Origin of the sequence: Laceyella sediminis (genome assembly GCF_003003125.1) — a bacterium.
GTDB lineage: Bacteria > Bacillota > Bacilli > Thermoactinomycetales > Thermoactinomycetaceae > Laceyella > Laceyella tengchongensis.
In genome coordinates, this window is record NZ_PVTZ01000001.1 from 324,948 (window position 1) to 350,332 (window position 25,385).

General features: G+C 51.0%; 24 protein-coding genes and 1 other RNA gene. 9 read left to right on the top strand and 16 right to left on the bottom strand.

All coding sequences use genetic code 11. The features are described from left to right. Positions 1–126: 126 nt before the first annotated feature. The 5 genes from recD2 to CLV36_RS01710 form a co-directional block, all read right to left on the bottom strand. The gene (gene recD2 / locus CLV36_RS01690) at positions 127–2,385 is read right to left on the bottom strand and encodes an SF1B family DNA helicase RecD2 (RefSeq protein ID WP_245888262.1); all 2,259 of its coding nucleotides are present in this window, start codon (positions 2,383–2,385) and stop codon (positions 127–129) included. A 398-nt stretch (positions 2,386–2,783) separates the two neighbouring features. Beyond that, positions 2,784–3,290 (bottom strand): hypothetical protein, encoded by a 507-nt coding sequence (locus CLV36_RS01695; RefSeq protein ID WP_102993070.1) that lies wholly within the window; start codon positions 3,288–3,290, stop codon positions 2,784–2,786. 13 nt (positions 3,291–3,303) lie between these two features. Next, positions 3,304–4,458: a cysteine desulfurase family protein gene (locus CLV36_RS01700; protein ID WP_102993071.1), complete on the bottom strand. Its 1,155-nt coding sequence runs from the start codon at positions 4,456–4,458 to the stop codon at positions 3,304–3,306. Positions 4,459–4,468: 10 nt separating this feature from the next. Beyond that, a complete protein-coding gene (gene cymR / locus CLV36_RS01705; protein WP_102993072.1) occupies positions 4,469–4,888 on the bottom strand; it encodes a cysteine metabolism transcriptional regulator CymR in 420 nt (139 codons plus the stop codon). Further along, the gene (locus CLV36_RS01710) at positions 4,830–5,522 is read right to left on the bottom strand and encodes a YczE/YyaS/YitT family protein (RefSeq protein ID WP_146130571.1); all 693 of its coding nucleotides are present in this window, start codon (positions 5,520–5,522) and stop codon (positions 4,830–4,832) included. Before CLV36_RS01710 ends, cymR begins: the two co-directional genes overlap by 59 nt. 184 nt (positions 5,523–5,706) lie before the next feature. On the opposite strand from CLV36_RS01710, the gene CLV36_RS01715 reads away from it, so the two are divergent. Together CLV36_RS01715 and CLV36_RS01720 are read left to right on the top strand one after the other, a co-directional pair. Further along, entirely contained in the window at positions 5,707–7,041 is a 1,335-nt protein-coding gene (locus CLV36_RS01715; RefSeq protein WP_102993074.1) for an AAA family ATPase, read from the top strand. Positions 7,042–7,150: 109 nt separating this feature from the next. Beyond that, a complete protein-coding gene (locus CLV36_RS01720) occupies positions 7,151–7,780 on the top strand; it encodes a spore coat protein (RefSeq protein WP_375163205.1) in 630 nt (209 codons plus the stop codon). A gap of 109 nt (positions 7,781–7,889) precedes the next feature. On the opposite strand, the gene CLV36_RS01725 is transcribed toward CLV36_RS01720, so the two are convergent. The 4 genes from CLV36_RS01725 to hisS all read right to left on the bottom strand — a co-directional run bounded on the left by CLV36_RS01725 (position 7,890) and on the right by hisS (position 11,898). Beyond that, positions 7,890–8,468, bottom strand: coding sequence for a 5' nucleotidase, NT5C type (locus CLV36_RS01725; RefSeq protein WP_102993075.1), 579 nt, complete (start codon positions 8,466–8,468; stop codon positions 7,890–7,892). A gap of 78 nt (positions 8,469–8,546) precedes the next feature. After that, positions 8,547–8,727, bottom strand: a non-coding RNA gene (gene ssrS / locus CLV36_RS01730) — 6S RNA. 71 nt (positions 8,728–8,798) lie between these two features. Beyond that, entirely contained in the window at positions 8,799–10,571 is a 1,773-nt protein-coding gene (aspS, locus tag CLV36_RS01735) for an aspartate--tRNA ligase (protein ID WP_102993076.1), read from the bottom strand. A gap of 13 nt (positions 10,572–10,584) precedes the next feature. Continuing rightward, the gene (gene hisS / locus CLV36_RS01740) at positions 10,585–11,898 is read right to left on the bottom strand and encodes a histidine--tRNA ligase (RefSeq protein WP_022736763.1); all 1,314 of its coding nucleotides are present in this window, start codon (positions 11,896–11,898) and stop codon (positions 10,585–10,587) included. Positions 11,899–12,374: 476 nt separating this feature from the next. Here hisS and CLV36_RS01745 point away from each other — a divergent pair, with 476 nt between their 5' ends. Beyond that, on the top strand, positions 12,375–12,749 hold the full coding sequence (locus CLV36_RS01745) for a DUF423 domain-containing protein (protein WP_106341536.1): 375 nt from the start codon (positions 12,375–12,377) through the stop codon (positions 12,747–12,749). Positions 12,750–12,792: 43 nt separating this feature from the next. Here the strand turns inward: CLV36_RS01745 and CLV36_RS17105 are convergent, their stop codons facing one another. The 5 genes from CLV36_RS17105 to CLV36_RS01765 form a co-directional block, all read right to left on the bottom strand. Further along, positions 12,793–12,957: a hypothetical protein gene (locus CLV36_RS17105; RefSeq protein ID WP_181352767.1), complete on the bottom strand. Its 165-nt coding sequence runs from the start codon at positions 12,955–12,957 to the stop codon at positions 12,793–12,795. A 106-nt stretch (positions 12,958–13,063) separates the two neighbouring features. Next, positions 13,064–15,070: a transketolase gene (tkt, locus tag CLV36_RS01750; RefSeq protein ID WP_106341537.1), complete on the bottom strand. Its 2,007-nt coding sequence runs from the start codon at positions 15,068–15,070 to the stop codon at positions 13,064–13,066. A 68-nt stretch (positions 15,071–15,138) separates the two neighbouring features. Further along, a complete protein-coding gene (gene dtd, locus CLV36_RS01755) occupies positions 15,139–15,582 on the bottom strand; it encodes a D-aminoacyl-tRNA deacylase (protein WP_022736766.1) in 444 nt (147 codons plus the stop codon). Between the two features lie 12 nt (positions 15,583–15,594). Then, the gene (locus tag CLV36_RS01760; RefSeq protein WP_106341538.1) at positions 15,595–17,751 is read right to left on the bottom strand and encodes a RelA/SpoT family protein; all 2,157 of its coding nucleotides are present in this window, start codon (positions 17,749–17,751) and stop codon (positions 15,595–15,597) included. A 169-nt stretch (positions 17,752–17,920) separates the two neighbouring features. Further along, positions 17,921–18,277: a hypothetical protein gene (locus CLV36_RS01765; RefSeq protein WP_106341539.1), complete on the bottom strand. Its 357-nt coding sequence runs from the start codon at positions 18,275–18,277 to the stop codon at positions 17,921–17,923. Positions 18,278–18,456: 179 nt separating this feature from the next. Between CLV36_RS01765 and CLV36_RS17110 the strand changes: the two genes are divergently transcribed. Both CLV36_RS17110 and CLV36_RS01770 read left to right on the top strand, forming a co-directional pair. After that, a complete protein-coding gene (locus CLV36_RS17110) occupies positions 18,457–18,612 on the top strand; it encodes a hypothetical protein (protein ID WP_181352768.1) in 156 nt (51 codons plus the stop codon). Between the two features lie 367 nt (positions 18,613–18,979). Continuing rightward, entirely contained in the window at positions 18,980–19,354 is a 375-nt protein-coding gene (locus CLV36_RS01770) for a group I truncated hemoglobin (protein ID WP_102993081.1), read from the top strand. A 288-nt stretch (positions 19,355–19,642) separates the two neighbouring features. Here CLV36_RS01770 and greA read toward each other — a convergent pair whose 3' ends face one another. After that, entirely contained in the window at positions 19,643–20,119 is a 477-nt protein-coding gene (gene greA / locus CLV36_RS01775; RefSeq protein WP_022736771.1) for a transcription elongation factor GreA, read from the bottom strand. A 243-nt stretch (positions 20,120–20,362) separates the two neighbouring features. Further along, on the bottom strand, positions 20,363–21,316 hold the full coding sequence (locus CLV36_RS01780) for a 2-hydroxyacid dehydrogenase (protein ID WP_106341540.1): 954 nt from the start codon (positions 21,314–21,316) through the stop codon (positions 20,363–20,365). Positions 21,317–21,746: 430 nt separating this feature from the next. Here CLV36_RS01780 and CLV36_RS01785 point away from each other — a divergent pair, with 430 nt between their 5' ends. The 4 genes from CLV36_RS01785 (at position 21,747) to CLV36_RS01800 (ending at position 25,376) form a co-directional block, all read left to right on the top strand. Then, positions 21,747–22,790 carry an oxidoreductase gene (locus CLV36_RS01785; protein WP_219904884.1) on the top strand — a complete coding sequence of 348 codons (1,044 nt, stop codon included), beginning with the start codon at positions 21,747–21,749 and terminating at the stop codon, positions 22,788–22,790. A gap of 166 nt (positions 22,791–22,956) precedes the next feature. After that, on the top strand, positions 22,957–23,343 hold the full coding sequence (locus CLV36_RS01790) for a DoxX family protein (RefSeq protein ID WP_106341542.1): 387 nt from the start codon (positions 22,957–22,959) through the stop codon (positions 23,341–23,343). A 162-nt stretch (positions 23,344–23,505) separates the two neighbouring features. Next, positions 23,506–24,378 (top strand): metal-dependent hydrolase, encoded by an 873-nt coding sequence (locus CLV36_RS01795; protein WP_106341543.1) that lies wholly within the window; start codon positions 23,506–23,508, stop codon positions 24,376–24,378. A 161-nt stretch (positions 24,379–24,539) separates the two neighbouring features. After that, a complete protein-coding gene (locus tag CLV36_RS01800) occupies positions 24,540–25,376 on the top strand; it encodes a sulfurtransferase (protein ID WP_106341544.1) in 837 nt (278 codons plus the stop codon). The last annotated feature ends 9 nt before the right edge of the window (positions 25,377–25,385 follow it).

A 25,385-nucleotide genomic window follows, 5' to 3' on the forward strand; every position in this document is an offset into this window, starting at 1 on the left:
TCGCCTCCTCCGCCTAATGAATAGTATGGGTAAGGCGGGCTGAAGCATGTGGGGGAGATGTTGGAAGCCGAATTCCCGACAAACCAAAAAAGGCTTCCCGCACACCCAGTGCATGGGAAGCCCTGTTTACCAATCCTCTTCAATTAAATCTTTCAAACAACTATTTCGCCCATCGACCCGCTGACGCTTAACCCCTTCCGCAAACGCCTCTTGCTCGCCGCACATGATCAAATAAGACTTGCTGCGCGTGATGCCAGTATAAATCAAATTGCGTTCCAACATCCGACGGTATGCGTGCAACAGGGGAAACACCACAATCGCGAATTCAGACCCTTGTGATTTATGGACTGAACAAGCATAAGCCAAAGCGATCTGATTCAATTGCGTCCGTTTGTAGGGAACTTCTAGCTGATCGTACCGCACCCACAGCACGGGCTGGTCCCCGCCGGCATCCTCATCGATGGCCGAAATAATCCCCATGTCCCCGTTGTAAACAGGATGTTCGGGATGATTGACCAGTTGGAGCACTTTATCACCGAATCGGAATACCGTTTCACCCCATGTCACCTCTTTTTTGTCAGGGGATTTGGGATTGAGGGTAGCTTGAATCTCTTGATTGATGCGATCCACCCCTACCGGTCCCTTATAGATGGGAGCCAACACTTGCACGTCAAATAAGGTATAACCCTTTTTGATGGCATTTTCCACCGTTTTCACGATGATCGGCAAAGCTTGTTCTTTCTTGCAGGGAAAGAAGCGCCGATCTGCCCATCGCTCCATCAGATCGTCCGGCACCTCTCCCCGTTTGAGGGAGTGAGCCAACCGAATGATGGACGATCCTTCTGCCAGGCGAAATATTTCATTTAATTCAACCCGAGGGATCGCTTGTACTTGCAGGAGATGGTGCAACACCTGCCCCGGACCGACTGACGGCAATTGGTCTTGGTCTCCGACAAAAATGACTTGCATCCCTTTTGGCAAGGCACGCAACAATTGGTTGGCCAACCAGATGTCCAACATGGACGTCTCATCCACAATCAGGAGTGATCCGCTAATCGGGTGTTCGGCGTCATGTTCAAAAAATTCGCCTTTCCAACCCAAACAGCGATGGATGGTCATAGCCGGCAAACCGGTGGTTTCGGACATCCGTTTCGCCGCTCTGCCTGTCGGCGCCACAAGGCGGATGGGGTATGGCTTCTCCGTCCCTTCATAATCTGCGGGGTCAATGGAAATTTCCCGCAATCGGGCATATAGTTGGCAAATCCCCTGGATGACGGTCGTTTTTCCTGTGCCCGGCCCCCCCGTCAAGATCATAAACGGCGACGTCAGCGCCGTCATCATCGCATCGCGCTGTTTGTCGGCATAGCTGACGCCCAACTCCTCTTCAATCTCCCCGATCGCTCGGTAGAGATCAGCCACACTAAATTCGAGATCCAGTTCTTGCTCCAGCAATTGTTTCACCCGAAGCGCGCAACCGTATTCCGCATAATACAGGGACGGCATATAATACCTGTCTTCCTCGCACAACAGACGTTCGTCGTCCAGTAGCTTTTCCAACCCTTGCTTACGCGCATCTTCTGGAAACAACTCATCGGCCCGCTCGCCCAACAGATCATTCACTTGCGCGTTTAGTTGCTCCCAAGTGAGGTACACATGCCCTTGTGACATAGATGCCTCTTTGATGGCGTACAAAACAGCAGCCTGAAACCGTTCCGTGGCCGATTCATCCAGTCCTTGAACTTGGGCGATCTCATCGGCGCGGCGAAAACCGATCCCATCGATATCATCAATCAACCGATAAGGATTTTCCTTCAGGATGGGGATCGTCTGGTGCTTGTATGCCTGGACGATTTTCAGAGCCATGGTCGCACCGATGCCGAACTGATACAGATAAACCATCGCCTGTTCCAACGCCTGATGCTCATACAGATGCTCGGCGATCCGCTGCGCTTTGGAACTGGAGATACCCCGGATCTCCGTCAAGACCTCGGGATTTTGAGCGATTTTGTCCAACGCGTCAGAACCCAGGTGCTCAACGATTTTTTCCGCTGTTTTTTTGCCAACGCCATCAAACAGGCCGCTCGCCAAATATTTCACGATCGCCTCTTTTGAGCGCGGCACTTCTTTCTTCACTTGATGCGCATAATATTGCCGCCCGAACTTGGGATGTTCCCGCCATTCGCCATGACAGGTGTACACCTCATCCTCATGCGGGCGCAACATATGGCCCACCACTGTCACTTCTTCATCCACCCTATCGTCGGACGCTTCGCTGACGCGCATCAAAAAAACGCCGTATCCATTGTCCTCGTTGTAAAAAATCTCTTGAATAAATGAGCCTTTGATGAAATTGTCCTTATACAATTCCAATTCCGCTTGCTTCATTTCCATGCACACCTTATTCTCATCATGCGCTTTATCATCGCCCCCATGCGAAAGCGTCCTCCTTCTCACCTCGCAAAAAACGCTCGGTAAGAAGTGTAGCGGTTACTCCGCTCGGCGGAGTGTAGTCCTTCTAACCTCGCAAAAAACGCTCGGTAAGAAGAATAGCGGTTACTCCGCCTCAGCGGAGTGTAGTCCTTCTAACCTCGCAAAAAACGCTCGGTAAGAAGAATAGCGGTTACTCCGCCTCAGCGGAGTGTAGTCCTTCTAACCTCGCAAAAAACGCTCGGTAAGAAGAATAGCGGTTACTCCGCCTCAGCGGAGTGTAGTCCTTCTAACCTCGCAAAAAACGCTCGGTAAGAAGGACTTACAAAAACGACCTCTAGTTGCTAGAGGTCACGTCATCCGGTGAAGTCTTCTTTCATTTCTGTCATCACATGTTCCATCGCACATTCCGCAGAGCAGAATTCATGGCGTTCTTCTGAGCTGTCCCACTTACGCCGCTCAGGATCTTTGGGATTGAACTCATATTCGCACACGATGCAACGATGCATCTGCGGAATGCGGGCCAGTCCGCTCCGCAATTGGGCGCGCTGTTCATTATCCAGTCTCAGCAAACCCGTGATGTATTGTTCAATTTCCTCTTTGTCGGCAAAGTACAGCGGATCTTCCGTAGCATACTTCAACGGGTTCCACCATGCGTATCTTCCGTCGGAGAGGTAAACGATGTAATAATCCTGGACAATCCGCTCTGATGCGTGTTCCAGTTGTTCATATGTGCGAAAGCCCAGTTCCGCGGCCAAGTTGTCCATTAAAGCGCGATCAATATCCTCCAACATCGACTTCCAATCGATGTTATCCACTTCCTGTTCCCAGCCCACCATTTGATCTAGCTCTTTGAAATTCACAGTCCCTCTCCCCTCAAATCTCTTCATGTCGTTGTAATCTGTGAACAATGCTGGCTACCATTTCAGCGGCGCGTTTGATTTCATCAACGGTGTTGCCGCGCCCAAAACTGAAGCGAATGGCTGACCGGGTTCTTTCTTCAGATAAATGCATGCTTTGAAGCACATGGGATACTTCCAGCGTACCAGAAGTGCAAGCTGAGCCGCTTGCGCATGCGATTCCCGCCAGGTCGAAATTCATGAGCAGGGTCTCGGAATCGGTTCCCGGGAAGCTGACGTTCAAAATATGGGGCAAACTCTTTGTGGGATGGCCGTTGACGACAAACTCAATCGGTTGTCTATTTAACTCTTCCACAAACGCTTGGCGCAGGACGCGCATGTCCGCCATATGTTGTTCCCGGGAGGCTTGCGACAGCTCAACCGCTTTGGCGAAGCCGATGATCCCCATAACGTTCTCTGTGCCAGGTCGACGGCGTCGTTCTTGGGAGCCACCGAAAGTCCTCGGGATAAACTTCACATTCTTCCCCAGATAAAGCGCTCCAATCCCTTTCGGCCCGTTGATCTTATGACCTGATACCGAGATTAAATCCACCGGCAGGCGCTTAACATCGATCTCAAGAGAACCGAAAGCCTGCACCGCATCCGTATGGAACAGCACACCCCGCTCGCGCGCCAATTCGCCGATTTGTTCAATGGGTTGCACCGTACCGATCTCATTGTTGGCCATCATAATCGAAATCAGCGTCGTGTCGTCGCGGATCGCTTGCCGCAGTTGCTCGAGATCAATCAAACCAGTGTGATCGACCGGCAGATAGGTAACTTCAAAGCCGATCCGCTCCAAATACCGGCAGGCATCCAACACCGCATGATGCTCGATTTGAGTGGTAATGAGATGTTTTTTTCCTGTCTCTGCATATGCCGCAGCCACGCCAAGCAAAGCCATATTGTCCGCTTCTGTCCCACCGCTAGTGAACACCAGTTGCCCAGCGTCCGCCCCCAACGCGCGCGCCACTTGGTCGCGTGCTTGGTCGATGGCCACGCGCACGTCGCGGCCATATTGATGCATGCTGGACGGATTGCCGAACGCCTCCCCCAAATAGGGGAGCATGGCTTCTTTCACCAATGGATGGATCGGCGTCGTTGCGGCATGATCCAAATAAATTGCCATCATGTTTCACCTGCTAAATATAAAACATATAGTTGTCATTTTGTCCATCATGCGTGAAATTGATCAAAGAAGCAAGCGTCGTCGTATCCAATTCTTTAGCGATCGCATCACGAATCCGCTTCCACAGGTCACGACGGGCAGGATCTTCCTCTTCATTGAACTCGACTGGACTGATCGGCCCTTCCAACACGCGGATGATATCTCCCGCCGAAATCTCCTCTGGAGCCTTCGCCAGCTTGTAACCACCGTAAGCCCCCCGCACACTCCGTACCAATCCGGCATTGCGAAGCGGAGCGATCAACTGTTCCAGATAATGCTCAGACAAAGCGTGACGCTCGGCCACACTTTTCAATGGTACCGGTCCCTTGCCGTACCTAGCAGCCAAATCCATCATGATGGTAAGTCCGTACCTTCCTTTGGTTGAGATTTTCAAGAATGGCACCCCTTTTCGTTATTCTTTCTAACAACCGCTCACAGTAAGAAATGGACCATTGCATTAACGGCCCCGTCAAAAAACAAAAAAAGAGTGTTCCAATATGTACAGGTCCACCCAGAAGCCAGCCGGTCCCTCCAACGATTACCTCCATTATAGTACGAACGGCGCGAATCGACCAGCCAGTCCGTTTTGCCAACTCCAGAGTCAACCCGTCGCGGGGTCCCGCCCCGGTGCGCGGCGCAATGTACAACCCTACCCCGAAGGCGACCAAGGCCACCCCGACCGTCAAGTAAGCCAAGTGCAACACCCACCCACTTACATCGGGAATCAGGTCCAAAAACATAATCAAATCAATAAACGGACCCAAGAGCAACATATTAAGAAACGTTCCCCATTGTGGATGTGAACGTTTCAACCAACACGTAACAGCCACAATCACGATTCCCAAGACGGTCACCCATGTGCCGATGGATAACGATGAAACCCGAGCCAATCCGATGTGTAGCACATCCCAAGGCGCCACACCCAGATCTGATTTTATGGCAAAGACCGTGCCGAAAGAAATGGTCCACAATCCGCTGAAGAAAAACATCCACTGCCAAACCCAAGCCATACGCTTTATCTTATGCATCCTCATCGATCCTTCAGCTGTTATTTTACGGCCACACTTGTCAAGTTTATCATAGGATTATTACGTTTCGACATGATTTTTTCCCGCATACAAAAAATCCATCCATCCCGCTCTAGCCAATGTGTGGAATACACACTATCATAAATAGGAGAATCAGGATGGACAGAAAGGCGGAAAAATAACGGTGGATTTATTTGAATACAGCCGGGAGCAATCGCGGCGAAGCGAGCCGCTTGCCGCCCGCATGCGTCCCCGCTGCTTGGATGAAGTTGCGGGGCAAACCCATATCATTGGCAAAGGAAAATTGCTGAGACGAATGATTGAAGCCGATCAGCTGTCGTCAATCATCTTTTACGGCCCGCCCGGAACAGGTAAAACCACGCTCGCCCATGTGATCGCCAATCAGACCAGTGCCTACTTCGAACGCATCAATGCGGTTACGGCCGGTGTCAGCGACATCCGCCGGATCATAGAAGAGGCGAAGCAACGAATCAACATGTACGAGCAACGAACCGTGTTGTTCATCGACGAAATCCATCGCTTCAACCGTTCTCAGCAGGACGCTTTGCTTCCCCATGTCGAGGACGGAACCGTCATCTTAATTGGCGCGACCACCGAAAATCCCTCATACGAAGTGAATGCCGCGTTGCTGTCGCGTTCGCGGCTCTTTACGTTAAAGCCACTATCCGAAGAGGAACTGGGTCTCGTATTGGACCGCGCCCTGGCCGATTCCGAACGCGGACTGGGCGCGTATCGGGTTGAGTTGGAACCGGAGGCCAAAGCACACCTCATCCGCTGTGCAGGAGGAGACAGCCGCACAGCCTTAAATGCATTGGAATTGGCCGTCGTCACCACACCACCTGACGAATCGGGCATTCGCCGCATCACTTTGGAAGTGGCGGAAGAGTCAATCCAACGCAAAGTCATCCGCTATGACAAGAGCGGCGACCAGCATTATGACACCATTTCCGCTTTCGTCAAAAGCATGCGCGGATCAGACGCCGACGCCGCACTCTATTACTTGGCCAAAATGTTGCAAGCCGGCGAAGATCCCCGTTTTATCGCCCGGCGCATCTTCATCCATGCCGCAGAAGACGTGGGCATGGCCGACCCCCGCGCCCTCTTAATCGCTTCGGCCGCCGCACATGCCGTCGATTTCATCGGCTTGCCCGAAGCGCAAATCCCTTTGGCGCAAGCGGTCATCTACATCGCCACGGCTCCCAAAAGCAATTCAGCCGTGCGAGGGATCAATGAAGCGAACACCTTGGTTAAACAAGAACATCGCGGGGATGTTCCCCCACATCTGCGCGACGCCCATGGAGCGGGGGCTAAAGCCCAGGGCAGGGGCAAAGGTTACCGCTATCCGCATGATTATCCTCGGGGCTATGTCGCCCAGCAATACCTGCCGGACGAACACCGCGACAAGCGCCTGTACCATCCCAGCCCGCATGGATATGAGCACAAATTACAAACGTTCCTGCGCTGGATGAAAGGGGAGGATCACGGCCGACCGGAATGAGACAGTCCGCCGATTTCCTCTCCTTCCCATCGGCAACGATGTGTAGAACCCCCTCACTTGGACATATTACTTAATGTCACATTCAGGAAGGAGGAGTTCTGACATGCACATGCAACCGATGAACGCGAACAATCAGATGGAAAACCAAACGGTGAATCCGGTGCCACCGGTCATGAACCATGCAGGACATGAAGTATTGGACGTGCATGAGATTTTATCGCATGCGGTTAACACGATGAACACTTATGTCATGTTGCGGCCTCATGTGCAAGATCCCGAGTTGGCGGATATCATGCAACGCCAACACCAATACATGGTGAACGAATACAACACCTTGGTCGACTGCTTCTCGACGGGACGTGATCCCGCCACACCAACTTCACGCTATCAAATGAAACAAGGCAACAATGTGATCTACGGGATGAAGCAGCAAGGGCAACCGCACAAGCCCATGACCAACCCGTCCGAAATCAACGACCAACGGATTTCGTCGCAAATACTGGGCATGCTGAAGACTGGAGCCAGCCATAAAGCCGTGGCCGCCACGGAAACAACCAACCCCGTTGTGCGCCGCGTATTGGCAGACAGCATTCCCAACTGCATTGAAATGGCGTATGAAGTCTTCCTTTATCAGAACAAGCGGGGCTACTACCAAGTGCCTCAATTCTCCCAACAAGAAATGCAACAACTCACCACATCCTTCGGCCCGGCCACTCCTCCCCAACTTCCCCTGCAGTGACAATAAGTGCGCAAAACAGCCTAGCATTTCCGCTAGGCTGTTTTAGTTTGGGCTAGTTTCCGGCTAAGTAAAAAAGCCCGCGTTCTGACAACAACGCGGACTCATTCCGTTACGCTTCATTCTGATTCATATGTTCTTCTACTAGGGCATACACCTGCCGCCAATCGGTAATTCGTTTGATCTCCTTTGGCATTTTGCGGTTGTACACGGCATCGACAATCACCGTGGGTACGTTGTTTTTAACAAGATTTTCTATATGGCTAGGGGCATCCTCAAAAAACAATTCCACACCGAGCTCTTTGGCTTTGCGTGCTTTATCTTGCGCATTCATGACCAAGTTATCTCCAGTGTAGGGAAACCCATGTTTCTTCAACCACTCTTTTGTCACTTGCGTGACGTTGGGAAAGCCAGGCCGGGCCGTGATGAAATAAACGCGATGCCCTTGCTTGACCAGTTCATTCAACACCTCAGCCGCATGCTGAAGTGGAACGCCAAGCGAATAAATCTCTTCCTCTAGCTTCCGCCACAAGCGCGACGCTTCCTTAGGAGTAATTCCGTATGCTTTATCAAGATATAAATCGCTGATATCTTCCAATTTAACATTACGCTTCAAGACCCGGTTATGTACTTCGACTGCGGCCCGTTGTGTATCCTTGATCGTGCCGTCGATATCTACACCTAAGATCATGCCATCTCGCCTGCCTTCGCTCAAGATCAGTCATTTCATATAACATTTTCCCCAAAACCAGCGAGATATGCGCAAAAAAAGAGCCCCATTATGCCGTGCTCCGTCAGTTTTGAACCTGCCTCATCAGCAGGTGGGTGCCCTGAACCCGCAGTTCATGGGTCCACTCGGCGGTGGCTTCCACTTCCTCGGGTGACTTCAAGCTCCCTTTGTCATCGTGTTGGCTCAAAACTTTCGGGTGTCACGAACATCGCAGGACTCGTTCTGTTGATTTTATGTTAACAGATCACAGCGCCAAGATCAAGCTGTCAGCTGTTACAATTACAGGAAAGCCTATTTTTGTGTCGCTATTTGGATGTGCAAGTCGTTCAACTGTTGTTCATCCACCGGCGCCGGAGCTTCTGTCAGCAAGCAAGTGCCGCTTGTCGTTTTGGGGAAGGCGATGCACTCACGCAAGTTGGTACGGCCAGCAAGCAACATGACAATGCGGTCGAAGCCAAAGGCAATCCCACCGTGCGGCGGTGCACCATACTCAAACGCTTCAAGCAGGAAGCCAAATTTCTCTTTGGCGTCTTCCATGGAAAGGCCCAACGCTTGAAACATCTTCTCTTGGATGTCACGTTGGTAAATCCGCTGGCTACCGCCGCCGATTTCAAAACCGTTTAAGACCATATCGTAAGCTTTGGCGCGCACCCGGCCAGGATCAGTCTCCAACAACGGCACATCCTCTTCCATGGGCATGGTGAATGGATGATGCATCGCATAATAGCGGTTGTCTTCTTCCGAGTACTCCAACAGCGGGAACTCGGTCACCCACGCGAAGGCGTAGCGGTCGGGATCGATCAGGTTGAGTGCTTTTGCCAAGCGGACGCGCAATTCTCCCAGCACATCGGCAACCACTTTTTTGTTGTCGGCCACGAAGAACAGCATGTCACCCGTCTCTGCCCCGGTTGCTTTTTGGATCGCTGCCACTTCTTCCTCACTGAGGAATTTGGCGACCGATCCTTTCAATCCGCCCTCTTTCAAAGCCATCCATGCCAGCCCTTTGGCTCCGAAGGCCTGGGCGACTTGACCCCAGTTGTCCACTTCTTTGCGGCTCCAATCAGCGCAACCTTTCACCGTGATCGCCTTGACCTGACCACCCGAAGCGATCGCTCCACTAAACACTTTGAATGAAGAGTCGCGTAGAATGTCGGACAAGTCGACCAACTCCATGCCAAAGCGCAAATCCGGCTTGTCTGAGCCATACCGTTCCATCGCCTCTTGATACGTCAACCGCGGGAACGGGCGAGGCACCTCCACACCGATTGTCTCTTTGAATAGCTTTGCCACCATCTCTTCCATCATCGACAAAAACGTCTCCGTCGGCAAGAAAGAGGCTTCAATGTCGATCTGGGTGAATTCCGGTTGCCGGTCGGCCCGCAAATCCTCATCGCGGAAACAACGCGCAAACTGGAAGTACCGCTCCATTCCCGCCACCATAAACAATTGCTTGAACAACTGCGGGGATTGTGGCAATGCATAGAACGAACCTTCATGCACCCGGCTCGGCACCAAGTAATCCCTCGCACCTTCCGGTGTGCTACGGGTCAACATCGGCGTTTCCATTTCGACAAATCCGTGCTGGTCCAAGAATTGGCGCACGATTTGCATCGCCCGGTGCCGAATCAGCATCGTCTTCTGCATTTTGCTACGGCGCAAATCCAAATAACGGTACTTCAATCGAATCGATTCATCCACATCCAGATCATCCTGAATCATGAACGGCGGAGTTTTAGCGGCATTGAACACATGCACCTGCTCGCCTTGAATTTCGATTTCACCCGTCTTCATGTTAGGGTTGACGGTGCCTGGTTCACGCTCCACCACTTTCCCCGTGATCGCCAAAACATATTCCGAACGCACCTGTTCGGCGATGCGGACGGCTTCAGGGGAGATTTCCGGATTAAACACCACTTGCACCCGCCCCGAACGGTCGCGCAAGTCCAAGAAAATCAGTCCCCCCAGATCACGGCGCTTATGCACCCACCCGTTTAAGGTGACTCTTTTCCCAACTAATTCTTTTGTGCATTCTGTTGCAAAATGTGTACGATGGACACCTTCCATCACGTTCTCCCCCTTAAGGCAATTGCTTGATGTAAGCGACCAGTTCATCCAGTGCAATAGTCACCTGCTCCCCGGTCGCGAGCTGTTTTACATTGATTTGATTTTGCTTCAATTCATCTTCGCCCAAAATGGCCACCGTCTTCGCTTGCAAACGGTCAGCGGCCTTAAATTGCGCTTTCATCTTGCGGTCCAGATAATCGCGCTCTGCACGCAACCCTGCTTGGCGCATCGTTTGCAACACTTTCATACCGACCAGCTTGGCTTCTTCTCCCATGGTGATAAGATAACAATCCAGCCCAGCTTTCGACGGTGTTTCCACTTGTTGCACCCCTAGTGCCAAGAGCACCCGTTCTAATCCGATGCCGAAGCCGACTCCCGGCATGCTTGGCCCGCCAAATTGTTCGATCAAGCCGTTGTATCGGCCGCCGCCACCGATGCTCCCGGCCTGCGCCCCTGGGATGTCCACCGTGTATTCAAACGCGGTGTGCGTGTAATAATCCAAGCCGCGCACCAGACGGTGATTAACCACATAGGGCACGCCAAGCAAGTCAAGTGCACGCAACACCGTGTCAAAGTGTTTGCGGCTGTCGTCATTCAAATGATCGTGTAAGGACGGCGCCCCTGCCGCAATCTCTTTGGTCCGTTCATCCTTGCTATCCAAAATGCGGAGCGGATTTTTGTAAAGCCGTGATTTGGCCTCGGCAGACAACTCATCGATATGCTTCTCGAAATAAGCGATCAATTTCTCCCGATATTGCAATCGGCTTTCCACATCTCCCAATGTGTTCACTTCCACCCGCACATCTTTCAGCCCCAGCGCTTGGAAATAATGCATCCCGAGCGCAATCACTTCCGCATCCAACAACGGGTCCGGGCTACCGAAAGCTTCTACGCCAAACTGGTGAAATTGGCGGCGCCGCCCCGCCTGTGGATTCTCATACCGGAACATCGGCCCCATATAGTACCATTTGGTCGGTTGAGGCTGACCAAACACTTTCTTCTCCACAAACGAACGCACCACACCGGCGGTGCCTTCAGGACGCAAGGAAATCTGCCGATTGCCGCGATCGGTGAACGTGTACATCTCTTTCTCAACAATGTCGGTCGCTTCCCCTACGCCGCGTTGGAATAACTCGGTGTGTTCAAACATCGGCGTCCGAATCTCATGATAATCATATAAGCTGCAAATTTCTCGCGCTTTTTGCTCTATCCACTGCCACTGCTCAACTTCCCCCGGCATGATATCATCCGTGCCGCGAGGAATTTGCAATTTGGTTGAAGTTTGAAACTTCACTGCCGCGTACCCCCCTCGATCAACTTGGCTCATAAATAAAAAATCTCCCGCCACTGACCTCATTGTCAGGGACGAGAGATTGGTTTAACGTTTCCCGTGGTACCACCCTAATTGAAAACCCCGATCTGCCGGAGTTTCCCGCTTCAAATCCTGTTATCGCCAGGATGACGTCTAAGTCTACTAACCGCGGCATGCGGCGTTCGGTTAGATCCTCCAGGTGTCTTTCGCCGCTTCGTAACATAGAGAACCTTGCAGCCGATGGGTTCTCCTCTCTGGTTGCCCGTCAAACGGTTACTTTTCCCTTCATAGGAGTCAAGTATGTAGTTGATTCATGCGGATTTGTTAACTCATTTTAAACAGGTGTTATCGGTTTGTCAAGAAATGAAAAAAAGTTTTTTTGCACTGCTAGCCACCCTTCACCATGACGTAGTAGGGATCACGGCTTTCACAGCAGGGGATGTGGTATAGTATGGGAAGAACCAATGTTGAAATGAGGAGTGACCAAACGGATGAAACTGTTCATCATGCTCGGTAGCATCAACATGGCGCTCGCCGTGGCCATTGGAGCATTCGGCGCCCATGGGTTGGCTGGCAAAGTGACTGAAAAAATGCTGCAAAACTGGAATACGGGAGCCCATTACCACATCATTCACGCCTTAGCCCTCTTGGCAATTGGCCTGTTGATGTCCAAAACAAACGGATCCTCTTCCCTGCTGAATATCGGCGGATGGTTGATTGTCGCCGGGATTCTGTTCTTTTCTGGGAGCTTGTACGCAATGGTGCTCACTGGAGTCAAAACGTGGGGAGCCATCACCCCGATTGGCGGTGTAGCGTTTATCGCCGGCTGGATTCTGGTCGCCGTCACTGCAGCCAAACACCTGTGATTCACGCTTCATGAAGCCGGTTGATCGGTCTTAGGCCATCCCTTCACCTTAACGCCTGCAATGTGCTTGCCTGCTTTTCATTCATTTGCGTGTGCCTGTCGCCGCCCACAGTGCGGAAGTCTGTAAGCGGCATCGGTTGCAACCGATCGGCCCAGCCTTGAAGCACCATGTGCGATTGCATATCAATCTCGCGGGGGGAACGCCGCATCTCGTTCACCTCTTCCATTTCATTTATCGATCTTAGTGTTGCCCCCGCAAAGACAAATCAAACGGCCGCTGTTCTTACAGCGGCCGTTTAACTTTCTATCCCGTTATTATTTTTTGCAAATGGCTTCCATTTTCGCTACCACATTCTCCACACTGAAACCGTACTCTTTCATGAGCAAATCGCCCGGTGCAGAAGCCCCAAACTGTTCGATTCCAATCACGGCACCTTGTTCGCCAACATAGCGATCCCAACCCATCGGATGAGCCGCTTCCACAGCCAAGCGCGCACGAACGGCTTTAGGCAGAATCGCTTCGCGTTCGCTTTCTGGGAGCGCGTCGAAGTTCTCACGGCACGGCATGCTGACCACGCGCACGTGCAAACCTTTTTCTTTCAGTTTCGCTTGCGCATCCACAGCCAAGCTCACCTCAGAGCCCGTCGCGATGATGATGCCATCCAAGTGGTCACCATCCGCCTCGGATACAATGTACGCACCCTTAGCGATGATTTCTTGGTCTTTGTCCACAGTGCCCGGCAGGATGGGCAGATTTTGCCGGGACAGGATCAGCGCGACCGGATATTCATTTTGGTTGAGCGCATACTGCCAAGCGGCTACCGTTTCGTTGGCATCCGCGGGGCGTATCACCTTTAAGCCCGGAATCAGGCGCAGAGACGGCACATGTTCCACCGGTTCATGAGTTGGCCCATCTTCGCCGACTGCAATGCTGTCATGCGTCAACACATAGACAACGGGTAGCTTGGACAGTGCAGACAGGCGAACAGACGGGCGCAAGTAATCAGAAAACACCAAGAACGTACCGCCATAAACCCGCACGCCCCCGTGGAGCATCATTCCATTCATCGCCGCCGCCATAGCGTGTTCGCGCACACCAAACCAAATGTTGCGGCCGCTGTAATCTTCGGCATGGAAAATACCCTCGCTCTTCATCATGGTGTTGTTGGAAGAAGCCAAGTCGGCCGATCCACCGATCAACGACGGCACGCCTTTGGCCAAAGCTTGAAGCGCTGCACCAGAAGCTGCGCGAGTTGCAATCGCCTTATCGCCTACTTGGAATTTGGGCAGTTCAGCGTCCCATCCTTCCGGCAGCTCCCCATTCATCGCTTGACGCAAGGCACGTGCCAATTCAGGATACTTTGTCTCATATTGCTTCATCAGGTCATTCCAAGCCGCTTCTTTTTCCGCAAGGCGGGATTGGATCGCTTCAAAATGCGCTCTCACTTCCGCCGGAACCGTAAACGGCTCTTCATAAGCCCAGTTGTAAGACTTCCGAACTTCCGCTACTTCTTCCTGGCCCAAGGGTTTTCCATGTGCTTCGGAAGTACCAGCGCGATTGGGGCTTCCGTACCCGATCACCGTACGCACTTCAATCAATGTGGGACGGCTGGTTTCTTGTTGCGCTTCAACAATTGCGCGGCCAATCGCTTCCACATCATTGCCATCTTCGACGCGCAATACTTGCCACCCGTATGACTCAAACCGTTTTTGCACACTTTCGGTGAACGAATGCGCCAGTTCCCCGTCCAAGGAAATGTCATTGGAATCGTACAGGGCGATCAGCTTGCCCAGCTTGAGATGACCAGCCAGCGATGCAGCTTCTGCAGCCACCCCTTCCATCAGGTCACCATCGCCACACAACACATAGGTGAAATGGTCGATGATGTCCAACCCATCCCGGTTGAAGGTAGCAGCGAGATGTGCTTCGGCCATGGCCATACCGACACCGTTAGCGATACCTTGTCCCAGCGGGCCAGTCGTCGCTTCCACCCCCGGGGTATGCTTCACTTCCGGATGCCCCGGCGTCAAGCTTCCCCATTGCCGGAACTGCTTCAACTCTTCCAGCGGCAATCCATATCCAAACAAATGCAACATGCTATATAAAAGGGCTGATCCATGCCCTGCCGAGAGAACAAAGCGGTCACGGTTTATCCATTCCGGATTGGCCGGATTATGGTTCATATGATGTGCCCACAAAGTGTAAGCCATGGGAGCCGCACCCATTGGCAACCCCGGATGCCCTGAATTCGCAGCTTCAATTTGATCGATGGACAACATCCGGATGGTATTGATCGCTTGTTGTTCTACTTTTGTCACTATGTATCCCCCTTAACTATACTCACATCAACATGTTCTTGGTTATTATAGCACAACCCACTTTAACCCACTCACGCTTTACTCTCTAAAATAAGTGTGACTGGGCCGTCATTAACCAATGAAACCTGCATCATCGCCCCAAACACGCCCGTTTCCACGGTGACGCCGTATTGGGCTAGGCATGCGTTGAACTGTTCATACAACGGTCGGGCGAGTTCCGGTTTCGCCGCGTTCATGAAATTGGGGCGCCGTCCTTTGCGGCAGTCCCCGTATAAAGTGAATTGGGAAACGGACAGGACGCTCCCGCCCACATCTAACAGAGAGCGGTTCATCTTGCCCGTCTCATCTTCAAAAATGCGCAGATGAACTACTTTTTCCGCTAAATAGCGCACATCTTCTTCAGTGTCCCCTTCAGCCACGCCGACGAGCAACATCACGCCTGGCCCAATTGCTCCCGTCGTCTGGCCCTCCACGGTGACACTGGCTTCCCGCACGCGCTGCAACACGATTTTCATCCGGTGGCCCCCTTACTGAATGATTCTTCTCACGCTGTAAATGTCACGAACGCGCTTAACCCGTTCCACCACTGACTTGAGGTGGTTGATATTTTGAATGCTGATGCGGACATGAATCGAAGCGATGCCCCTGCGGTCACCGCGAGCACTGATGGCCGCCAATTCCGTCTTGGAATCAGTCAGTGCCTGCAATACCTCATTTAACAATCCCTGGCGGTCAAACCCAGACACTTCGATGTCCACCTGATAATAATGTTTGGTTGCATGGCTGTCCCACTCGACATCGATGCGGCGCTCATCCGGAACGGTGCTGAGATTGGGGCAATCAATCCGATGGACCGTTACGCCCCGCCCATGCGTCACATAGCCAGCAATCTCGTCCCCCGGCACAGGATTGCAACAACGTGACAAACGGATCAATAAGTTGTCTACGCCCTTTACGCGAACCCCTTGATCCAGCTTGTGCTTGCGAATCGGCAACGCCTTGACTTCCGGTAGGACAACGGGTTGCTGCTCTTCTTTCAACCCATCCGTTAAGCGATGAACCACCTGGGCGGTAGAAATGCCTCCGTATCCCACAGCGGCGAACAAATCTTCTTCCTCATTGAAATTAAACTTTTTGGTGACATCTTCGATCCGATCCGACGTCAACACATCGCTTACTGTGAAATCATGTTTTTTCAACAAGGCCTCAACCATCTCCCGGCCCTTGGCCACACTCTCTTCGCGGCGCTGTTTTTTAAACCAATTGCGGATTTTGCTCCGGGCATGGGAAGATTTAACTAGGCTGAGCCAATCTTGGCTTGGCCCATAGCTGTGCTTCGACGTCAAAATCTCGACGATGTCGCCCGTTTTTAGTGGATAATCCAGAGGGACAATCTTGCCGTTCACCTTCGCCCCGATGCACATGTTACCGATATCCGTGTGAATTCGGTAAGCAAAATCCAGCGGAACCGAACCCATCGGCAATTCGATCACATCGCCTTTCGGGGTGAAGACGAAGACAGAATCAGAAAACCAATCCATCTTAAGGTTTTCTACAAATTCCTTCGCATCGGACGCTTCCTGTTGCAGCTCCATCATTTCACGGAACCATTTCAATTTCTCGTCAAATTTGGATTTCTCTACCGCCGAACCCTCTTTGTAAGCCCAGTGGGCCGCAATCCCGTACTCAGCCGTTCGGTGCATATCCAATGTGCGGATCTGCACCTCGATCGGCTCCCCTTTCGGCCCGATGACCGTGGTGTGCAGGGATTGATACATATTCGTCTTGGGCATGGCGATATAATCCTTAAAACGGCCCGGCATCGGCTTCCACACCGTATGAATGATACCTAGGACGGCATAGCAGTCGCGGACGGTATCGACGATGACCCGCACGGCCATCAAATCGTATATCTCATTAAACTCCTTGTTTTGCGTAACCATTTTTTTATAAATGCTATAAATATGTTTGGGTCGGCCAGAGATGTCCATCACCTTGACATCCATTTCCTCCAGGCGCGACTTCAAGGTATTGATAATTTCGTCGAGATATTTTTCCCGCTCCGCTCGCTTTTTCTTCATTAAATGAACGATTCGGTAATACTGCTGGGGCTTCAAATAGCGGAGCGAGATGTCTTCCAGCTCCCATTTGATTTTTGAAATCCCCAAGCGGTGAGCCAACGGGGCGAATATCTCCAATGTCTCCGTTGATTTCTGCCGTTGTTTGTGTTCTGGCATGTATTTGAGTGTCCGCATGTTATGCAAGCGGTCAGCCAATTTAATCAATATCACGCGCACATCTTGTGCCATGGCCACAAACATTTTGCGATGGTTTTCCGCCTGATGCTCCTCGTTCGATTTGAATTTCATCCGTTTCTTCAGTTTCGTCACACCATCGACCAAATGGCGCACCGCAGACCCAAAGCGCTCTCCGATCTCTTCCAACGTCACTCCCGTGTCTTCCACCACGTCATGCAACAAAGCGGCGATCAGCGTGGGAACATCCATGCGCAGATCGGCAAGAATTTCCGCCACCGCGATAGGATGCAAAATATAAGGTTCCCCTGACTTACGGAATTGCCCTTTGTGCGCTTCATCCGCAAACTCATAAGCCCGTCTCAGCTGCACAAGGTCGTCCTCTGTCAAATAAGTGGCGGCTAAGCTTAGTAATTGTTCTACCGGCATTTCGCTCACATCCGTACCTAGAATGAAATTTTCCTATTATTATTACTCAGACCAATAGGAAAGTAAAGTGTTGGAAAAGACTGCTGTATCGGGAATTCAGAAAACAATGCCCCCACCCGCGGTGCACAAAAAACCGGTCGGCGCTGACACCGACCGGCAAACGTGGCGGCTATTCACTTTGCTTGGCTTTCTTGAACCCGTCTGTCTGTTTGCGGATATACAAATAGATAATGGACAGGATCACCGCCGCCACCGTCAACATCCCATAAGTCAACCGTTCTTCTTCTTCAGCCCGCAGGAACAAAATGGGCCCGACAACCACGGCCCCATAGGCGGTAAACTCAAAGGACGCAAGTAACATTTTCCACACTTTTTGCAAGTAATCGCGTAGATTGAGCTCTCTCGATTGGAACATTTCTTTAAACAGAATCACTACCAAGCCAATCATCCAGATTACAATCGAAACCAAAAAAACACGGGCGAATCCTGAAATAAATGCGGAAAATCCCTCTTGCAACGCTTCCACTTTCCATACTCTCCTTAACAGATGTTTTTCAGATGATCATACCCATTCCATCATAAGACAAACCTTTTCCTGCTGGCAATTTACAATAATTATACAGTTGGCTGACACGCATATTCGATTAGGCGCGGTGATAGGTTAACCATTGTCAACACCACACCCGCTTCAGGAGGTGACTTTCAATGCACAACCCCCGCCAAGAGACGGAACTCCATTTCTCCCCCCAGCCAGGGGAATCCTCCTTTTCGGTGGACTCCAGTCTGGATGAGGGCATCCGCCACGTGCAAAACGCCATTCAACAAATGTATAGCCAAGCAGGAAATCATGATAATGAGTAAGAATTTAATTAAGTCCCATGGTTAACATGGGACTTAATTCGCTCTAATGAAATAGAAATACCATTGCGCAAATGTAAAAAATATCATATGATGATATACGAAATTTATCAAACATTGACGCAACATTCTATTTGCACTTGAAAATATGAAAAGACCCCGTTGAGGTTTTATAACTGCGCACGTTTTGATCAATGATGCTCTGACAAACCAATCATCGGTAAAATGGGCGTTTTTGGAAAATGAATGAATTGCTTCCTTTTAAGTTTCAAATGATGTTCTAGAACTTACATAAATGATTTAGAGAACTTGATCCGCATTCATTTGATTAAATTTTTAGTCTATTCCACTTGGGAATGGGGGACCCATCATGCTGAGAAGCACGCGAAGCACCTTGTACGAGAGACTGGGTGGGGAAGAATTGATCACCATCGTGATCAATGAATTTTATGATCGCATGCTTGAAGACGACCGTGTCAACCATCACTTCATCGGCGTGAACATGGATGTGCTAAAGCGCCGCCAAGTCACCTATTTCATGAGTTACGCGTTGGGCGGGCCAATGCACTATGAAGGAAATACCTTGCGCAAAGCACATAGCGGTTTGAACATCACGTCGGAGGAGTATGAAATCGCCATTAAACACCTCAACAGCGCATTGCGGAAAAACCAAATCGCGTTGGAAGACATTGCGCGGATTGAAGCCTTCTTGCGTAGCGTTAAGCCGCACATCATCAATAAGTGAGAGGACCCGTTTTCCCCGGCGGACATCTCACACCGCTTGCGCCGACAAACGGATCTGTATCGTCTGCGCACCCTGTTTTCGCTCATGCACGAAGGCACCCCTCCGCCAAGTGCAGGTCCAAGTCCTGCCCACTCTTGGGGAGCCGCTTCCTCCTTCTCGTTGATCCAGCTTCAAACTTTTTTACAATGGATTCGCAAAAATAAAACATTTGAAGTTTACAATCTCTTTAGACTTATGCTCCGCTTCTGGACATGCGTAAAAAAACCCCCGCGCTAACGGGGGTTTACTTTACTCGATCTCGATGATTTTAAATTGAATCGTCCCACCCGGAGTGGATACGTTGATCACTTCGCCCACTTTTTTGCCGATCAGTTCTGCGCCGATCGGAGATTCATTGGAAATCTTAAATGAAGAGGGATCCGATTCCGCACTGCCCACGATAGTATACGTTTCCTTGTCCCCATCCGGAATTTCCTCAATCGTCACTTTGGAACCGACACTCACCACTCCCGTGTTTTGATTGGAAGCGATGATTTTCGCATTGCGAATCATGTTCTCTAATGTAATGATCCGTGATTCGATAAAGGCTTGCTCTTCCTTCGCCGCATCGTATTCCGAATTCTCGCTGAGGTCTCCCTGCGCGATCGCTTCTTTCAAGCGTTCAGCTACTTCGTGGCGCTTCTGCGTTTTTAGGAGTTCTAGTTCTTGTTTTACTTTTTCTAGGCCTTCTTCAGTTAATAAAACTTCTTTTTTATTTTGAGACATCAAACGTTTCCTCCTTAATCACATAAGCTTGCAAATGTGATAGATCCCCGTCAAATGCATATGCCAAACCAGCCAGTATTATGCATACTTCCTAGTCACTTTACGCAGATCAAAAGATTCATTGGTAACGATTTCACATCCATTTAGTGATGTTGCATCAGCAATCCTCACTAAAAAGCCAAGCTGGACAATATATTAGCACATTTATATCAATACTCCAAGTGATCACTTAAAGTTTTTTGGTCAACAGACAACGTTGGGCGGAGTCTCTCCTTGGAAATAGGCGATCAAATGGTTCACCGCCATATCAGCCATCGCTAAGCGGGTTTCCTCTGTGGCACTACCCAGATGGGGAGCCAGCACCACTTGTTCCAATTGCCGCAATTCCATAGGCACATAAGGCTCATCTTCATATACATCCAGCGCGGCTCCAGCGATGCGCCCAGCCTTTAATGCCTTGATCAGGGCGGTCTCATCCACAATCGGGCCGCGGGCCGTGTTGACCAAAAACGCCGTGGGCTTCATCCGTTCCAATTCGGCCGCACCGATCAGATGATGGGTCTCGGGCGTGTAAGGACAATGGATGGAAACATAATCAGCCTCGCTCAAACACTGCTCCAAATCGACATATTGAGCCCCTAGCTCCTTTTCTCGTTCTTCTGGCAAGCGGCGTCTCGAATGATAAATGACTGGCATCCGAAAACCTTTGGCCCTCTGTGCCACCGCTTGCCCGATGCGCCCCATGCCTATGATGCCTAGGCATTTGCCGGACACTTCCCTTCCCAACATGAACAAAGGCTCCCAACCGGCCCATTTCCCTTCGCGCACCAATCGGTCGCCTTCACTCACCCTCCGCGAAACATCCAAAAGCAACGCCCATGTCAAATCAGCCGTGGCTTCCGTCAACACCCCGGGCGTGTTGGTCACGATAATCTGTTGTTCGCGGGCGCAAGCGATGTCGATATGATTGAATCCCACTCCGTAATTGCTGATCATCCGCAAACCAGGGCAAGCGCGAAGCAGAGCCTTGTCGATGGTGTCAGTCACGTTGCAGAGCAAGGCCTCGCTCGTTTGCAAATGATGGATCAGCTCCACAGCCGTCCATCCCGGCGGCAACAGCACCACTTCAGCATGCTTAGCCAACCGGGCCAACGGTTCTTTCCCTATGTCTTTGGTCACTACGACTCGCGGTCTCAATCCTTCGTTCCTCCTCGACCTCACCTGTTCAACATCCAAGAACTATTTTGGCAATTATTATAATATTCCACAAAATGACCTATATATCCTGCTAAAAAACCTATATAATCATCAAATGATAATCATTTTTCTTGTTGGTCATGATAAACCAACCATTCAGGGATATATTCCCGGCGTTTACTGCTTGGTTAACCCGTAATGCTATAATAACAAATATGGCAGTGCTGGCAAGAGGTTAATCAACAAATCGTCACTATGATAAAAGGCAATCCCCACGAGCATCATCGCTCAAGTGGGAAAAGCGAGCCAACGCGTTGCCCGCTACCGGTGTTTGTGGATAAAACATCGGCTCTCAGCCGCTTTACTGGCAAGACTTTCTGCTCACTGTCCATCTCTATCAACCTCATGTTTGATGCAAGGAGTGATACCATTGCAACCAATACAAGTTGGACTAATCGGCTTTGGCTTCTCGGGGTCCACCTTTCACGCCCCCGTCATCACACAGGTGCCTGGACTCAACCTGACTCATGTCGTCTCTTCTGATCCCAGCAAAGTGCATCGTCGGCTCCCCCAAGTAGAGGTACTGGCCGACCCCCGTGCGTTGTGGGATCATCCCGACATCGAGTTGGTCGTGATCACCACGCCTAACGACACGCATTTCCCTTACGCCAAAGAAGCCTTGCTGAGCGGGAAACACGTGGTGATCGAAAAGCCCTTCGTAATCGATGTCGCTGAAGCCGATGAATTGATCAAACTAGCCGCCGAGCAAAACCGCATCCTAAGCGTATACCACAACCGCCGCTACGACAGCGATTTCCTCACGGTCAAACAGGTAGTTGAGCAAGGTTTGCTCGGTACGGTTCATACATATGAAGCGCATTTTGACCGGTACCGTCCGGAGGTGCGCATTCGTTGGCGTGAACAAGATGTGCCAGGAGCCGGAGTGTTGTACGATCTCGGGCCTCATCTGATCGATCAGGCCATCCAATTGTTCGGGCCACCTCAGACAGTGTGGGCTGACCTCTTGATGCAACGCCCGCAAGCCCAAGTAACCGATTGCTTCCATCTCATCCTCGGATACGAAAACGGGTTGCGTGCCATCTTGCGTGCTAGCTGTCTGGTTAAAGCACCAGGGCCGCGATATCAGGTGCACGGCAGCCTTGGCACATTGACCAAATACGGGATGGACCCGCAAGAAGAAATGTTGAAACAAGGGATGAAACCAGGTGATCCCGGGTGGGGCCAGGAATCTCCGGAATTCCAAGCCACCCTCTCCACCACCGTGCAAGGGGTGGAGATGCAAGGCACCGTTCCTACCCTGACCGGAGGATATGAAACGTACTATCAACAATTGGCCCAAGCGATCAGGGGACAAGCCGATGTACCCGTCTCAGCTCAAGAAGCGCGGATAACTATGCAAGTCATCTCGGCAGCAATCGCTAGCGCACACGAAGGAAGAGTTGTAAAAATATAAATAAATCCATTCAACATTTACTTCTTCATCTCATTGAAACGCGGTTCAGCCGAAAGGCGGAGCCGCATTTTTTGTTAGCTTTTAAAAATCTCTTCATCATTCTTCAACAATCGGCAGGTAGAATGTGGTCACACTGGTGCATGACAGACACAGAAAGGAGAAAATCATGGTACAACCCAACGCACTTGCTCCCTTGTTGCTTCGCATCGGCCTTGGGAGCATCCTTTTCGCCCACGGACTGCAAAAACTCTTGTTCATCAGCCGAACCATGGAATTTTTCGAGCTGATTGGCGTTCTTTTTCCCTCCTTGTCCGCCTATGGCATCGCCACGCTGGAAACTTTGTGTGGCATCGCGTTTTACCTGGGGATTCACATCCGGTTAGCCGGATTGTGCACCATTCTGCTGATGTGCGGCACCATCATCACTGTCAAAGGGGCCAAAGGCTTCATTGATGGGTACGAATTTGATGCCTTGATCATAGTGAACGCCATTTCCCTCATGTTCACTGGGCCTGGCGAATACAGCATCTCCCATATCTCTAATCATCCCTAGCGCTTTTGGCTTTTCGTCTTTACCATTCGCTTGCCAGAAACAACCACCGCTTTAAAAACTCACTCTCGTCTGATATTGTTTCCATTCCATCGTCATATGACGATTTTTTTATATCCTTTATAATAAATGATGAACTTCCAACAAACAGAGTGAGGCGACACAATGGATACAATCACACACGGCCTATTTGGCTATACGATGTATCGGTGCTTAAAAAAAGAGGACATTCCCGCCGAAGAGGGGAAATCCCTGTTGTTTGTGTCATTGGTCAGTAACCAAATCCCCGATATCGACGTGGTTGTCCGCGTAACTGAAACGGGCCGCATCATGGAACAGATGTGGCATCGCGGGCTAACCCATTCCTTGTTGTTCATTCCCATTTGGGCTTTGCTGATCTACGTTTTGGTGCGGCTGATGTTCAAAGTGACAGACTGGCGCTTCTTCCACCTGTCTTTGTTCGGAGTCGCTCTGCATGATTTTGTCGATTGTTTCAACGCCTGGGGCACCGGCTTATTTGAGCCGTTTTCCTCCGCTCGCATCACCTTGGGAACCCTTCCCATTGTCGACTTCGTTTTTTGGGGTCTCTTCCTAGCCGGTTTTTTGTTCTCTTATATGAAAAAACACATCCCAAAACAGCGAATTTTCCAATGGGTGGCTTTGGGAATGCTCCTTCATTTCAGCATCCAAACGGCACAAGGGTTGATTGTAGAACAACGGGCCGAGCTGCGTTATGACCGCGTCGAACTGGCGGCCAGCTTTGTTCCTTGGCATTTTCGGGTGATCGGCAAAACCGGAAACCAAGTGGAATTGACGGATGCCACCGTATGGTCGACCAGCCGACCATTGGCTGCGCTCAAATCGCATGAAGAAACCGATTTGTCCCCCTTGTTCAATCAGAATCCCAAAGCGAAGGTTCTCTACGAATGGTCGCCGTTTGTCGTCGTCGTCAACGACAGCAAACGCTTGGGCATTTTTGATCCGCGTTTTTACCGTGACGGGGAATCTTTCGTTAGTGAATACATCGAAAAACGGTGAAGCGAAAGCGCCATCAATCCCCTGTTTTACAAATCGCTGAAACATAACGGAGAAAGTGATCAAACGTCCTTTGGACACTCCATTTTCGCTAACAGCCATGTCAGGCATTATCGCGCATTACCCGCTTGACCAGTTCATATCTCGAAAGGGGGACACGGCTCATGACTCAGCTCGTTTCTCTTGAATGGCTACACAACCACCTGAACGATCCGCAATTGATTATCGTGGATTGCCGTTTCCAGCTTGGACAACCTACCGCCGGGAAGGAGGCTTATCTCCGTGATCACATCCCAGGCGCCTTTTATCTGGATCTTGACCAAGACTTGTCCGCTCCCCCATCCGTCCACGGCGGACGTCATCCCCTGCCTGACCCCCATGTGTTCGCCGCCAAGGCAGGGGCCATCGGCATCGGAGAAAACGTCACTGTCGTCGCTTATGACGACCAAGGGGGAGCCATGGCTGGACGCTTGTGGTGGTTGCTTCATTATTTCGGGCACCATCGGGCAAAAGTGTTGAACGGCTCTTACTCCTTGTGGAAAAAACAAGGATTGCCAATTACCGCCGAACGGCCAACAGCACAGCCCCGCACCTTTCATCCACAGATCAACCACCGCTGGATGGCCTCCATGGAAGAGGTGAAGGCTAAGCTTAACGACCCACACACGATGATCATCGATTCCCGCGAAGGCGCACGTTACCGCGGCGAACAGGAACCAATCGATCCCGTGGCCGGGCATATACCGGGCGCGAAACACTATTTCTTCAAAGAAACCCAGCTCGCTGACGGGCGTTTCAAATCGAAAGAAGCGCTTGCTGAACACTTCGCCGGCATTTCCAAAGAACATGAAGTGATCGTCTATTGTGGTTCTGGGGTGACAGCGACCCCCAATGTCATCGCCCTCATGGAGGCCGGTTACCAACAGGTTAAGCTTTACGCCGGCAGTTGGAGTGATTGGATTTCACACCAAAACAATCCGGTCGCCACTGGAGATGAATAAACAAAAAAG